Source organism: Hymenobacter sp. BT491 (assembly GCF_014349165.1).
Taxonomy (GTDB): Bacteria; Bacteroidota; Bacteroidia; order Cytophagales; family Hymenobacteraceae; genus Hymenobacter; species Hymenobacter jejuensis.
In genome coordinates, this window is the sequence record NZ_JACSJJ010000003.1 from 180,002 (window position 1) to 193,598 (window position 13,597).

The 13,597-nt window shown below is 54.4% G+C and carries 9 protein-coding genes; 7 read left to right on the forward strand and 2 right to left on the reverse strand.

What is annotated here, in order from left to right; genetic code table 11:
• Positions 1–20: 20 nt before the first annotated feature.
• The 4 genes from rplI to priA all read left to right on the forward strand — a co-directional run bounded on the left by rplI (position 21) and on the right by priA (position 7,323).
• Entirely contained in the window at positions 21–464 is a 444-nt protein-coding gene (rplI, locus tag H9I52_RS12305; protein ID WP_139516285.1) for a 50S ribosomal protein L9, read from the forward strand.
• Between the two features lie 214 nt (positions 465–678).
• Positions 679–2,538 (forward strand): GSCFA domain-containing protein, encoded by a 1,860-nt coding sequence (locus tag H9I52_RS12310; RefSeq protein ID WP_187454128.1) that lies wholly within the window; start codon positions 679–681, stop codon positions 2,536–2,538.
• A 53-nt stretch (positions 2,539–2,591) separates the two neighbouring features.
• Complete coding sequence (locus tag H9I52_RS12315) at positions 2,592–4,643, forward strand: thioredoxin domain-containing protein (RefSeq protein ID WP_187454129.1); 2,052 nt, start codon at positions 2,592–2,594, stop codon at positions 4,641–4,643.
• 142 nt (positions 4,644–4,785) lie between these two features.
• On the forward strand, positions 4,786–7,323 hold the full coding sequence (gene priA / locus H9I52_RS12320) for a primosomal protein N' (protein WP_187454130.1): 2,538 nt from the start codon (positions 4,786–4,788) through the stop codon (positions 7,321–7,323).
• A gap of 90 nt (positions 7,324–7,413) precedes the next feature.
• Here priA and H9I52_RS12325 read toward each other — a convergent pair whose 3' ends face one another.
• A complete protein-coding gene (locus H9I52_RS12325) occupies positions 7,414–7,992 on the reverse strand; it encodes a hypothetical protein (RefSeq protein WP_187454131.1) in 579 nt (192 codons plus the stop codon).
• A gap of 234 nt (positions 7,993–8,226) precedes the next feature.
• On the opposite strand from H9I52_RS12325, the gene H9I52_RS12330 reads away from it, so the two are divergent.
• From H9I52_RS12330 to H9I52_RS12340, 3 genes are all read left to right on the forward strand, one after another.
• Positions 8,227–9,003, forward strand: a complete 777-nt coding sequence (locus H9I52_RS12330; RefSeq protein ID WP_187454132.1) for a class I SAM-dependent methyltransferase — start codon at positions 8,227–8,229, stop codon at positions 9,001–9,003.
• Between the two features lie 66 nt (positions 9,004–9,069).
• The gene (locus tag H9I52_RS12335) at positions 9,070–10,359 is read left to right on the forward strand and encodes an S-adenosylmethionine:tRNA ribosyltransferase-isomerase (protein WP_316248036.1); all 1,290 of its coding nucleotides are present in this window, start codon (positions 9,070–9,072) and stop codon (positions 10,357–10,359) included.
• A gap of 113 nt (positions 10,360–10,472) precedes the next feature.
• Positions 10,473–10,781: a hypothetical protein gene (locus tag H9I52_RS12340; RefSeq protein WP_139516279.1), complete on the forward strand. Its 309-nt coding sequence runs from the start codon at positions 10,473–10,475 to the stop codon at positions 10,779–10,781.
• Positions 10,782–10,860: 79 nt separating this feature from the next.
• Here the strand turns inward: H9I52_RS12340 and H9I52_RS12345 are convergent, their stop codons facing one another.
• Positions 10,861–13,467 carry a M14 family metallopeptidase gene (locus tag H9I52_RS12345; RefSeq protein ID WP_262386059.1) on the reverse strand — a complete coding sequence of 869 codons (2,607 nt, stop codon included), beginning with the start codon at positions 13,465–13,467 and terminating at the stop codon, positions 10,861–10,863.
• Positions 13,468–13,597 lie beyond the last annotated feature (130 nt).

Consider the following 13,597-nt stretch of genomic DNA (forward strand, 5'->3'; position numbering starts at 1 on the left):
CTGTCAACCGTAGTACTGAGATGGAAGTAATTCTGAAAGACGACGTAAAGAACCTGGGCTACAAGAACGATATCGTAACTGTAAAGCCTGGCTACGGTCGCAACTACCTGCTCCCGCAGGGTCTGGCTATTCTGGCCGACAAGTCAAACAAAAAGATTGTAGCTGAAAACGTACGCCAAGCGGCGCACAAAGCTGAAAAAATCAAAACCGACGCTCAGGCAGTCGCCAACCAGATTGGTGATGTGGCCCTCGACATCCGCGCTAAAGTGGGTGAAAGCGGCAAGATTTTCGGCCGTGTAACTACGCTGCAACTCGCCGAGGCTCTGAAGGCCAAAGGCATTGATGTGGATCGCAAGCGCATTTCTTTTGATCAGGACCCAACGGCAGCTGGTGAGTACACCGCTACCATCAACCTGCACAAGGAAGTGAAGCACCAGATTCGCTTCAACGTAGTAGCTGAGTAAGCTGCTTACCAAGATAAGAAAAGCCTGATCACAACAGTGGTCAGGCTTTTTTGTTAGCTTGTAACAAGCTGATGTATTGGCACTTGCAAAAGCCAGCCAGACTTCCTTGCTCATAGCAGCCTTATGGCCTTACTACCGCTGATTTTTGGCCGAACGGCCGGAGTTGAGTAGGTTGCTTGTTCCTTAGCCGGTTTTTTGACCGTATCTGTTTCTAATGTTTCGTACCGAACTGTCTCTTACGCCTCATCCCAATCAACTGCCTTTAAGTGCGCGGGTGATCACCGTGGGCTCTTGTTTTTCAGATGTCATTGGCAATCGTCTGGCGGCCGCGAAAGTCCATACCCTGGTCAATCCGTTTGGAACGGTTTTCAATCCGCTATCCGCTTGCAAGCTGATTCGGGCGGCCGCAGGGGAAGAAATGGACTGGCAGCAACACCTTGTAGAAGCACGTGGACGCTGGCAAAGCTATGATTTGCACGCAACCGTCGGTGCAGATTCACCAGTTGCGCTTCTTCAGCACATACAGCAAGTAGTGCTGCAAACTAGCAATTTTATACAATCATCTGATTTACTGATACTTACCCTAGGAACTGCGTACGCTTACCGCTTGCGTGAAACACAAGAGATCGTAAGCAATTGCCATAAGGTACCTGCCGACCGATTTGATAAGGAACTACTAACGGCTGATGAGATTGTAGCAGCGGTTGCCGAGACGCACGCTTACCTGCGGCTTCGCAATCCGAAGCTCCGCATCCTACTGACCGTGAGCCCCGTACGGCACCTGAAAGACACCTTGCCCCTGAATGCCGTAAGCAAATCAGTGCTGCGCGTTGCTTGCCATTACCTCAGCGAGCTGCTGCCCGACGTGTCGTATTTTCCGGCTTACGAGCTGCTTTTGGATGATTTGCGGGATTATCGCTTCTACGCGGATGACATGCTTCATCCATCGTCGGTGGCGGAGGATTATATCTGGGAACGGTTCACGCGCACTTACTTCGACGGTGCATTTGGCCGCTTCAAAAAAGAGTGGGAAAGTATTCAACAAGCCTTGGCACATCGGCCACTGTATCCGGCCGCACCCGAACACCGCCAATTCTTGGAAAGTACGCTCGCCCGCCTTCAAAAGCTTGCTGCACAAGTCGATCTACGGGCTGAGATCCGGGAAGTACAGAAGCAAATAGCGGCCCTTCCGCTGCCTGCTAAGCCGTTGTCGGAACCGGAGCCGGAATTTGATGACGAGGAACGCATTGACGTGGGCCAGATTGACGACACGCCACATGTCTTGCCTGCAGTATCAGAAGCAACTCCTGTAGCGGCACTTTCAGAAGTCGAGCCCGAGGAGGAAGAGGAGGAATACGAAGTACATGAACCACACTCGTTTATTTCTACTCCTGAACCCCAGCTTGCTCCGTTTGCAAAGAAAAAGCGGCGGTCGCGTGGGGGAGCCAAACGCACTGCACGCAAACGCGCAGCACAAGAAGCAGCCCTTCTGCTCGAACAAAGTGTCGATTCATCTTCGGTGGCAATCCCACAGAACGAAGAACCAGAAACCCTTGATATACAAACGGATACAAATCAGCTTCCTCATATTGAGTTAGGTCACGACCAGCTACCAGCGGAAGTTTCTCATGCTGATGCTCTAGAGTCAGCACCCGAGGTAGCATCGCCAGTTGAGGCGTCGGACGCTGAGTTGATCACTTCCGTGCCGGTACCTGCGCGACCAACGCGCAGCAGAGGCGGACGCACGGCTACTACCGGCCGATCTGCAGTGCGCAAATCAGCTACTAAAGCTCCCAAACCGGCCGCAGCCAAAAAGCCTGCTCGCACGGGAAGAAGTAAGACGGGGGCTGCCGAAGCAGCTCTGAGCGCACTTTTAGCCGGTTTGGCTCCCGAAACTCCTGCACCCGTCGCGCCTTCTACCCCACTAGTAGCTCCACCGGAACTTCCTGCTAGTACTTCGCCTGTGCCCGAAGAAGCATTGCCCAAAGCTGCATCTCCAAAACCGGCGCCGAAACGCCGAAGTCGGCCGCCTCGCAAGAAACCTGCAGCAGACGAAAATCCTGAGAAATCGTAAAACAAAACCCGGCCGGTAACGCCGGGTTTTGTTTTCAATACCTGCCCGTTCCTATGTCAATCCTAGCATCCGCTCACTCCAATCGGTTGGCCCACGAAAGCAGCCCTTACTTGTTGCAACATGCCCACAACCCAGTTGATTGGTATCCGTGGGGCACCGAGGCGCTGCAAAGAGCCCAGAACGAACAAAAACCGATTCTGGTAAGCATCGGCTATGCCGCCTGCCATTGGTGCCATGTCATGGAGCGCGAATCGTTTGAGAACGAGCGGATTGCGGAAGTCATGAACCAACACTACATCTGCATTAAAGTCGATCGGGAAGAGCGGCCCGATGTCGATCAGGTGTATATGGATGCGCTACAGGCGATGGGAGTACAAGGTGGGTGGCCGCTGAATGTGTTTTTGACCCCTGAAGCCAAACCTTTTTACGGGGGCACGTACTTTTCGCCCCGCAATTGGGTGCAGCTTCTGCAAAGCATCGCCCAAGCCTATCAGGGAGAACACCGTACTGAGCTGGAGCAATCGGCAGAGCAATTCGCAAAGGTGCTGCGTACCAGTGAGCTTGAAAAATATAGCCTTGGAGCGGCTGGAACGAAGCTTACTAGCGAGCAATTTGATCAACTCCTCCATAATCTAGCGGTCCGCTTCGACCGCGAACTTGGTGGCATGAACCGGGCGCCTAAGTTTCCAATGCCTAGCATCTGGCGCTTTTTGCTCCGAGCCTACACCCTCACCAACAATCAGGATATCCTTGATCAAACGCTGCTAACGCTACGCGAAATGGCTTGGGGTGGTATTTACGACCAAGTTGGCGGCGGATTTGCCCGCTATTCTGTTGACGCCGAATGGCTGGCGCCGCATTTCGAGAAAATGCTTTATGACAACGGTCAGCTTATCAGCTTGTACTCAGAGGCTTACCAAGTATCTGGTAATGAGGAATTTAAAACAGTAGTATATGATTCTATCCAATTTGTAAAGCGCGAGCTTCTGCATTCGGAAGGCGGCTTTTATTCGTCGTTGGATGCGGATAGCGAAGGCGAAGAGGGCAAGTTTTACGTGTTCACGAAAGACGAGCTGCGCGAAATTCTGGGCGACGAAGAGCCTCTATTTTCAGATTACTACAACTGCACAGCCGTCGGCAATTGGGAGCATGGGCGCAACATCCTGCATCGCCGAGCTTCCGACACGGCATTTGCTAAGGAGCATGAGCTTACGCCCGGCGTAGTAGCAGAGTTGGTGCAGGGCTGGAAACAGAAAATTATGCGTGCCCGTGACCAACGCATTCGGCCGGGGTTGGACGACAAAATTCTGACCGGTTGGAATGCCTTGATGTTGAGTGGTTTGGTCGATGCTTACCGCGCATTCGACGAGCCCGAATTTCTACAATTGGCTCTGCAAAACGCCGCGTTTCTCCAGCGCAATCTTCGCGAAGGGCCGCGTTTGTTCCGCAACTACAAGAACGGCCGCGCCACGATTTCGGGCTTTTTGGAAGATTATGCACTGGTCATTCAGGCATATATCGGCTTGTATGAGGTCACTTTTGATGCGCAATGGCTACAAGAAGCTGACACCCTAATGCAGTATGTGCTCGATCACTTTTTCGATCCTGTGGAAGCTCAGTTCTTCTACACCGATGATTCGGGCGAAAAACTTATTGCCCGTAAAAAGGAGCTATTTGACAATGTAATTCCTGGGTCCAATTCCTTGATGACCAATAACTTGCATCGCCTCGGGTTACACATGGAGAAGTCTAGCTATACCGAGTTGGCCGCAACTATGCTTGCGCACGTGCAGGACTTGGTCATGAAAGAGCCTCAGCATCTTACCAACTGGGCTAGTCTGGCCACTATGTTGCTGCAACCCACAGCCGAAATCGCTATTGTAGGGCCGGAAGCGGAAACGAGACGCCATGAACTAAGCCGGCATTTCCTGCCCAATACTGTACTAGCCGGAACTACTACAACTAGTGAGTTGCCCTTGCTTCGGCACCGAACGGCTCAGGGCAATCAGACTACGCTTTATGTCTGTTTCAACCGTGCTTGCCAACAGCCTGTACACACCACAGAAGAGGCTTTAAATCAACTAACTAGCATTCGAAAGCTTTAAGCATATTGCTTGAAAAGGGGTTCAAGCGGCTGTTTCAACACTTGTTGAAGCATGCGAAAGTCGATAGCGTATTGGCGCTATATAGATTTCTGCGCTACAAATTCGGCGTACCTTTGCCGTCCCTTTAGCCTTGCCCTGACCGTTGAGCCTCACCTTCGATTTTGCTTTGCCGGAGCCGACTGCGGCCGATCGCGTTACGCTGTTTGCGGACGTGATTCTGCCTTTGCCGCTGCCCAAGCTTTACACCTACCGCGTGCCTTTTGAGCTGAACGATCAGGTTGTGATTGGCGGGCGGGTTATTGTGCAGTTTGGGGCCAAAAAGACCCTTAGCTGCATCGTGGCGGCCGTGCACGAAACGCCGCCGAAGCTCTATCAGGCCAAATACATTCTGGAATTCATTGACGACGCGCCCGTCGTGACGCAGCCTCAGCTGAAGCTATTTCGCTGGATGGCAGACTATTACATGTGCACACTGGGCGAGGTGATCAACGCGGCGCTGCCAGCGGCCCTGAAGCTTAGCTCGGAGTCTCGCATTCAGTTGCACCCTGCGTTTTCAGCGGAAGAAAATCCTTATCCGCTTTCCGAGCAGGAGCAAAAGTTGGTAGAAGTGCTGAGTCTGGAAGAAGGCAAATCTCTGACTTTCACCGACGTAGGTGAAATACTGGCGATTAACAGCTTTCATAAGGTCATTAAGTCGCTGATGCAGAAAGATGTGATCTTTTTGTTTGAGCATTTATCCGACAAGTATTCGCCAAAAGTGGTGAAGAAGGTTCGGCTGGCACATCACTTTGTGGAAGAAGCCGCCTTAGAAGAGCTTTTCGCTAAGCTGGCTACCAAACCCAAGCAGCTCGACGTGCTGATGCGCTACTTGCAGCGCGTACCGGTGTACCAGGATGTGCATGCCAATCACCGCGGTCTGGAAAAAGCTTCGCTTACCAGCAGCCCGCACCTCTCTCCTTCTGCGGTTAATACGCTGATCAAAAACGGCGTTTTGGAGCAGTTTGATGTGATTGTCTCCCGCTTCCCGCTCGACGATGAGCCCGAAGCGAAGATCAATTTCACGCTGAGCGAAGCCCAAACTGCGGCTCGCGACTCGGTGTTAAACCTGTTTGGGGACAAGGATATTGTGCTGCTGCACGGCGTTACGGGCGCGGGCAAAACCGAAATCTATATCGACCTGATTCGCAAGGCTTTAGATGGCGGCGGACAAGTACTGTATCTCCTACCCGAAATTGCACTAACGGCCCAGATCGTAACGCGTTTGATGCGCGTATTCGGGACGCGCTTAGGCGTGTATCACTCCAAATTCTCGGATAACGAGCGGGTTGAGGTCTGGAACGGCGTGCTTTCCGGGCGCTTTCAGGTAGTAGTGGGCGTGCGTTCAGCGGTATTTTTGCCTTTCGATAACCTGTCGCTCATCATTGTGGATGAGGAGCACGAGAGCAGCTACAAGCAATACGAGCCGGCCCCACGCTACAACGCTCGCGAAGTAGCCCTCATGATGGCTAACTTTCAAGGTGCCAAAACGTTACTGGGCTCTGCTACGCCTTCGGTTGAAACCTACTACCAGACGCGCGCGGGCCGGTGGGGGTTGGTAACGCTCACCAAGCGCTTTGGCGAAGCCGGCTTGCCCGAGATTGAGTTGGTGGATACGCGCAAGCAGCGCGAAGCCAAGAAGATGCACAATCACTTCACGCCGGAGTTGCTGAGCGAGATTGAGCGGAAGCTGGCTTTAAAGGAGCAAGTCATTCTGTTTCAGAACCGTAGGGGTTACTCGCCTTTTATTTCGTGCCTTGATTGCGGCTGGATTCCGAAGTGCAAGAACTGCGCTGTTTCGCTAAGCTACCACAAGCACGCCCACGAGCTGCGGTGCCACTACTGCGGCTACCACGACCGCATGCCCGTCGAGTGCCCGGCCTGTGGCTCGCGCAACCTGAAAACGGTGGGCTTCGGCACGGAAAAGATTGAAGATGACCTGAAAGTAATGCTGCCCGCAGCCAACGTGCAGCGCATGGACCTCGACACGACGCGCGCCAAAAACTCCTATCAGCAGATTATTGCGGATTTTGAGAATCAAGCGACAAATGTGTTGGTCGGAACGCAGATGGTGACCAAAGGCCTCGACTTTGCCAACGTGAGTTTGGTGGGCATCATCAACGCCGATAGCATCATTCATTATCCCGATTTCCGGGCGCACGAGCGGGCTTTCCAGATGTTTGTGCAGGTGAGCGGGCGGGCGGGCCGTAAGGGCAAAAAGGGCAAAGTGATCATCCAGACGGCCGATCCGCAGCAGGTAATTTTCGATAAGGTAATCCGCAACGACTACCTGGAATTCTACGAGTACGAAATCACGCAGCGCCGCGAATACAGCTTTCCGCCTTTTATGCGCGTGATTCGTCTCACGGTGAAGCACGTAGATCAGCCGGTGGCCGAACAAGCCGCGATTTTGCTTACCCAGGAGCTAGTGGCTCGACTAGGTCGCGAGGCCGTGCTGGGCCCGGAGGCGCCTTATATCTTTCGAATCCGAAATTTCTATTTGCAGGAAATCACCGTTAAGCTCGATCGGGAGCACACGGTGCTGAAGCACGCCAAAAGCCAGATTCAGGAAGCTATCAATGTGGTGAAAGACCAGAAAGACTTTAAGCAAGCCCGTATCGTGGCCGACGTTGACCCTATGTAAGTATCTTACAATCAAGTATTTACGCCAAATACCAAACAAAAGGGCCCGCCTGATAAATCAGGCGGGCCCTTTTGTTTGGTTAAAGCTGGCTTATACTTCGTCGAGCAAGCCTAGGATGATCAGCACGATACCGATGATGGCGATGATGCCGCCTAACACGCCGAAGATGCCACTGATGCCGGTAAAGAGCGACAACAGCAAGCCAATCAGCAACAGGATGATACCCGTCCGGATGTTATGGTTCAGTGCGTTAGCATCATCCGCCGAAGCTACTTCCGAGTGCTTCTTCAGCTGCATCTTGCTCATCATTTTGTCCGCTTTCTTCACAGCTTTCTGCACGAGCGCCTTTTGCACCAAGTTCAGCTTGGGAGCAGCAGTCTGCGACTTAGCCAGGGCAGCTGCTTTGGCTACCGGAGCCATCTTGGCCGGGGCAGGAGCGGCGGCTACTGCGGGCGCTGGCTCAGGTGCCGCTACGGCTGCTTCTTCGGCGGCCACTGGGGTCTCAGGCTGATTGGCAGGCGTAGCAGCTACTGCGCGCGCGGTCGTGGTACCGTGGTACGACGAGGTCTTGGGCAGCATGGCATACTCGGCGCGATTACAGCTGCTGAGCGCAATGGCGCAGGCAGCTACAGCAGTAAGCTTGTTGAGGAGTCCGGACAAGTGTTTCATGGAAAAGGAAGGGTTAGGTGAAAGAATTGGGAACGAATTTCTGTACGAACGACAGCGGCAAAAGTCGAAGAAAATTGAAAAAAGAGGCTTTCGGACCGAATTATAAGCAATAATTGCCTTTGTATACAGTTTTTCCTATTCCTAATATCAACCAGAAAGCGTTCTCCGCACCCAAACCGAACGCATCACTTACCACGAATGTTAGATCGAATAAGATCATCCTGCTCGTTGCTAATGGCTTTTTTACCAGTGTTTTTGCTACGCGCCTTTCTGCCCGGCGTGCTGTTGTTTTCGGCTTGCACCCAGCCGCCTTCCGAGAGTTCCTCAGTATCTTTTGCCGACCAGCGTGTGCGTGTGGCCGCCGATTCTGTGGGTTACTCGTACCACACGGCTGCCGACCCCAACGGCATCGGCAAGTATTATTACGGCCGCCAGATTGCGCACGTCATGGGCCACGAAGGTGCCGATTGGCTGGAGCGGGCCGACCGCCAACAGGAAGAAGGCACTGACCTTTTGCTGCACGAACTGCATCTAAAACCCACCGACGTAGTCGCTGACATCGGGGCGGGCACGGGCTACTTCTCTTTCAGAATCAGCCAGTTAGTACCTCAAGGCAAAGTACTAGCCGTGGACATTCAGCCCGAGATGATCACGGCCCTGCAACAGACTGCCGCTCGTACCAAAGTCAGCAACGTGCAGCCGGTACTGAGCACCGTGCAAAATCCCAATTTGCCCGATAACGGCGTCGATCTGGTGCTCATCGTGGATGCTTACCACGAGTTTGATCACCCGCGGGAGATGATGCAGGCCATTCGCAAATCGCTCACCCCAACGGGGCGCGTAGCGTTGGTGGAGTACCGTGCTGAGGACTCGGAAGTGCCCATCAAGCGCGTACACAAAATGAGCGTGGCCCAGGCACGGAAAGAGTTGGAAGCTGTTGGGCTAAAGTTCGAACAGAGCGTGGAAACGCTGCCCCAGCAACACCTGATGTTTTTTGGCAAAGGCCGCTAAACCTATAGCAGCCACCAGCTTTCGAAGCTCCTCTTTCGGCTGAAAGAGGAGCTTTTTGCATTTCAGATGCCCTCCGCAGCAGGCCATGAGGCCAAGCGCGCGGCTCGCCGTACCTTTGCAGCTATGTATGTTTTCCCCGATCCGCGTCAGCTTTCCATCCACGATTACACGTATCAGCTCCCCGCCGAGCGCATCGCTCCAGAGCCCCTCCCCGACCGCGACCAATCGAAGTTGTTGGTGTACCGCACAGGCCAAATTACCGATCGTAGTTTCCAAGATTTGCCCAGCGAACTGCCTCCCGATGCCCTGCTTGTGTTCAACGATACCAAAGTCGTTCGGGCGCGGCTGTTTGCGCATAAGCCTACTGGCGGCGTGGTGGAGCTGTTTTGCTTAGAGCCCGTTGCGCCGCACCGCGCCATTGAGCCAGCCATGCAACAGACGGGTAGCTGCGTCTGGAAGTGCCTCGTAGGCAACGGCAAACGCTGGAAAACCGGGCCGGTCTTGCTGGAGTTTGAAGCCAATGGCCAGCCCGCCACGCTTACTGCCGAGCGCCAAGCGGCAGTAGAAGGCTACTCCCTCATTCGTTTTAGCTGGACGCCCGCCGAACTTCCGTTTGCCGAAGTGTTGCGCCAGGCTGGTCATTTGCCGTTGCCGCCCTACCTCAACCGCACCGATACGGACGCCGATGCGATACGCTACCAGACTGTGTATGCAGCCCACGAAGGCGCCGTAGCCGCCCCCACGGCCGGCCTGCACTTTTCCGACAAGGTATTTGCCGATTTGGCGCAACGTGGCATCGACACGGCCCGCCTGACACTGCACGTCGGAGCCGGCACGTTTCAACCTGTGAAAGCGGATCGGATGGCCGAGCACCCCATGCACGCCGAGCCCATTACGGTCGAACGGCAAGTGTTGCTGCATTTGCTGGCACACGCACCCAAGCCAATTATTGCGGTAGGCACTACCAGCTTGCGTTCGCTGGAAAGCTTATATTGGCTTGGATCACAACTATTTTATAATCAAGGTATTACAAATAACGCGCTACAAGTACACCAATGGCAGCCTTACGAAAGCGGCCCGCAGCCCTCCGTTCAAGAAGCGCTCCAAGCCCTTTTGGCGTACCTCGACCGGGCGGGCACTGATGTGTTGCAGGCCTCTACCCAGCTGCTGATTGCGCCGGGATACCGCTTTCGGGTAGTGCAGGGCCTGATTACGAACTTTCACCAGCCTGAAAGCACGCTGTTACTGTTGGTAGCGGCCTTGGTGGGCCCCAACTGGCGCCAGCTCTACGACCACGCACTGGTCCACGATTATCGTTTTCTGAGCTACGGAGACAGCTCTTTGCTGTTGCCTTAAGCTTTGATGTTCGGCGCTTTAGCCGACTGTTGAGCTTCGCAATACAACTTATTTCTTCCGTAGCGTATAAGGGTGTGTTGTTGCAGAACAACTCAACTAATTAATCAGAAATCATGAAAAAAATAATCATGCTCCTCGCTGCAGTAGCTTTCTCAAGTGCTGCTTTTGCCCAGACTACTACTACTCAGACCAACTCGGCGACTGGTGCCAAAACTACTACCACCGTCCGCGATAACGGCACGGTGAAAACGGAATCCCGCACGGGCCGCACCAAAGCCGGCGAAGTAGTGCACGACACCAAAGTAGGCACCGAAGAAGCAGCCACCAAAACGGGCCACGTCGTGAAGAAAGGGGCCCAAAAGACAGGCCACGCCGTAAAGAAAGGCGCCAACGCCGTAAAAAAAGAAGCAAAGAAGCTGTAGTATCTTACCGCTTTCTGCTGCAAAAAAGCCCCGTCAGGATTCTGACGGGGCTTTTTTTATGTCCTAACGTCTACAGCTTTTACTGGCCAACCAAGAACACGGCGTTGCCAAACAGCAACTTGCCGCCTTGCCAGAAAGCCCGGAACAGGGGGTTGTCGCCCATGTACACAACTTGCCCACGACCAAGGCTTTGCGAGCCCAGCACAAAGGTGTCGGTCAGCTGCTTGCGGGCTAGCACGCCCGTGAATCCAGCCGCGTAGCTGTTCTTTTTCAGAACACCTACGTTCCAGCCGCCTTCGCCCAAAAAGCGATAGTTGAGCGGCTCGCGCAGCAGCGCAAAATACGTATCGCCGTAGCCAAAGGCCAACGGGTGCGTATTGTCGAGCTGTAAGCGGTACACACTGCCTTGCACCCGATCTTCGGCCCGGCTGCGGTCGGCGTCGCCGTAGCGACGAAGCAGCTTGTACGGATCGGTTTTTTTGGTTGCAGCCGAGTCCGCAGGTTTCGTTTTGAGTAGGAAATCCTTTTTGTTGGCCAGAAAGCGTGAAGCGCCTTCCAGTGCGATTAGCTTGCCGCCGCCGCGCACCCACGCCTTCAGGGTTTCAAGATTGCGTTCGGGATAAATGTCGGAGTAGTCGCCATCGGGCAGAATCAGCACGTCGAATTTTTGCAGCGGCACCGTGCTCAGATAATCGGAGCCCAGCACCGTGATCGGGTAGCCAATCTGCTGCTCGAAAAAGTGCCATACTTCGCCAAATGCCGTCGGATCGACGCCTTGCCCGCTCACCACGGCTACGTTGGGCTGCTTGACAAAGTGTACCGAGCCCGAGCCCAAATCGCCGCCCGTGGTAGAAAAGCCCGATTTTATGGCCTGTACCACTACGCCCGCCGAATCGGCCTGGGCACGAACCAACTGATCGAAACGAGCGCCCAGGCTTTCGTTGCCGGTACGCGTAATAATCAGGGTACCAGGCATATACTTTTGCCCTTCCGACTCAAATGCTTCTTCCGCCACCCGGACTTTTACCTTTTGCGACAGCAGATGCCCCAGGAAGCGCACGTCCTGCAAGCCATTCCAGCGGGCCAGGTAAGCATACGGCTTGTCGCTGCTGGCGCCGCTGCCTTTCACCGTAGCAGCGGAAGGCGCTTTGCCCGAAGCGTCCAGCTTATCGCGTAACGCATAGGCTTTTAGGCCAAAGGCATAGGGCAGCGACCACGCCGTGATGTCGTAAGTAAGCGAGTCTTCAAGGGCCGCCCGAGGCTCAAACAGCACCTTCACCAGTGTCGATTTGGGTTGGTACATGCTCACCACCACGTCGCGCGGCTCGATCTGCACGCTTTCGGTTTTGCCCGATGTGTAATTGAAACCACGGGTTTTCACACGTTTTGGCGCATACCCATATTTAATTTGCTGTCTGTCAAGGTATTGCGTCAAGGCCTTAACTTGCCCCGGATCGCTGGCGCCCGATAGCACAAATGATTTGTATTCGCCCTGAGGCTTGGTGCGCGCCTGCTCGTAGTACTTCTGGAACTCCCGGATAATCTCGTCGCGGTGCTCGACCGTAGCCTGAATGGTGGCGCGGCTGGCAGCGTGGTGGTGCGCAATGCGCTGGGCGAGCGTGAGCGTATCGCCGTCGTTGCGGGCGTACGCGATGCCGGCCGGGCCGCCACCGCCCTGCTCATAGGTCATGCCAATGGCTCCGTTGAAAGAAGGCCACGTGTCACCATAAGTCGGGGCAAACAGATCGTAGGTTTCGCGCGTGAAATAGAGCCAGTTGTTCTTGTCGAAAGCCTGACGGTTGTAGTCGCCAATTACATTCTGAAACTTGCGTTGAAAAGCCGTCAGGTCGGCGTGAAACGGTTTGGCCGCGGGCGAAAAGTAGTAGGAGTTGTTGGGCCCCATCTCGTGAAAATCCGCGTGCACCTGCGGCAGCCATTGGTTGTAGAGCACAATGCGCTGCTGGGTTTCTTGCTGCGTTTGCCAGGCCCAGTCACGGTTTAGGTCGAAGTAGTAGTGGTTGTAGCGCCCGCCGGGCCACGGCTCGTGGTGCTCCCAAGAATACGGCGAAGCATTCGGCATCTGGTTGTGCACCCGGTTGTACCACATCGCATACCGATCGCGGCCGTCGGGATTGACGCACGGATCGATAATAACGATGGCATTTTGCAGCCACTGCTGCATCTGCTGGTCTTGCGGGTTGGCCAAGTCGTAGAGCACCTGCATCACGGCCTCGGATGAAACCGACTCGTTGCCGTGCACATTGTAGCTCAGCCATACCACCGGCGGCTGTTGGCGCAGCGGCGAGCCACCTTCCAGGCCGGCTAGGCGCAGGTTGTTGCGCCGAATGTCCTCCAGATGCGTCATGTTGTCGGGGGTGGCAACCTGCACAATCTCCAACCGACGATTTTCGTAGGTCTGGCCGTAGCGCTGCAATTTCATGCGGCCAGGCGAATGCTGGACTACGTGGTCTACGTAGCGCAGCAAATCGGCATGCGTGGTAAAGCGGCTACCTAATTTGTAGCCCAAAAACTGATCGGGCGTTTGCAGCGCTCCCGCGTCGCTGGCCGCCGTATTCTGACCGTAAGAAGTGGAGGCCCAACACAGCATCAGCAACCCGACAAGCCAAAAGCTACCGGATGTCAGAACGCGACGAGAAGCCTGCCAGAAAGGAAATGGTTTCGTCATCAGAAGAAAGTAAAGGGTAAAGAAGACATTGTAAAAGCTGAAATAACGCAACGCTCGCCGCAATACCCGCACTACGCCGCATTAATTCTCACAAACGCCCTTTGCGGTGCACCAATCTATCCTCCAAATC

Bases quoted from the DNA above. Each gene is read 5' to 3' on its own strand.
- rplI (WP_139516285.1), top strand. From the start codon at position 21: ATGGAAGTAATTCTGAAAGACGACGTAAAGAACCTGGGCTACAAGAAC.
- H9I52_RS12310 (WP_187454128.1), top strand. From the start codon at position 679: ATGTTTCGTACCGAACTGTCTCTTACGCCTCATCCCAATCAACTGCCT.
- H9I52_RS12315 (WP_187454129.1), top strand. From the start codon at position 2,592: ATGTCAATCCTAGCATCCGCTCACTCCAATCGGTTGGCCCACGAAAGC.
- H9I52_RS12325 (WP_187454131.1), bottom strand. From the start codon at position 7,992: ATGAAACACTTGTCCGGACTCCTCAACAAGCTTACTGCTGTAGCTGCC.
- H9I52_RS12330 (WP_187454132.1), top strand. From the start codon at position 8,227: ATGGCTTTTTTACCAGTGTTTTTGCTACGCGCCTTTCTGCCCGGCGTG.
- H9I52_RS12335 (WP_316248036.1), top strand. From the start codon at position 9,070: ATGCCCTCCGCAGCAGGCCATGAGGCCAAGCGCGCGGCTCGCCGTACC.
- H9I52_RS12340 (WP_139516279.1), top strand. From the start codon at position 10,473: ATGAAAAAAATAATCATGCTCCTCGCTGCAGTAGCTTTCTCAAGTGCT.
- H9I52_RS12345 (WP_262386059.1), bottom strand. From the start codon at position 13,467: ATGACGAAACCATTTCCTTTCTGGCAGGCTTCTCGTCGCGTTCTGACA.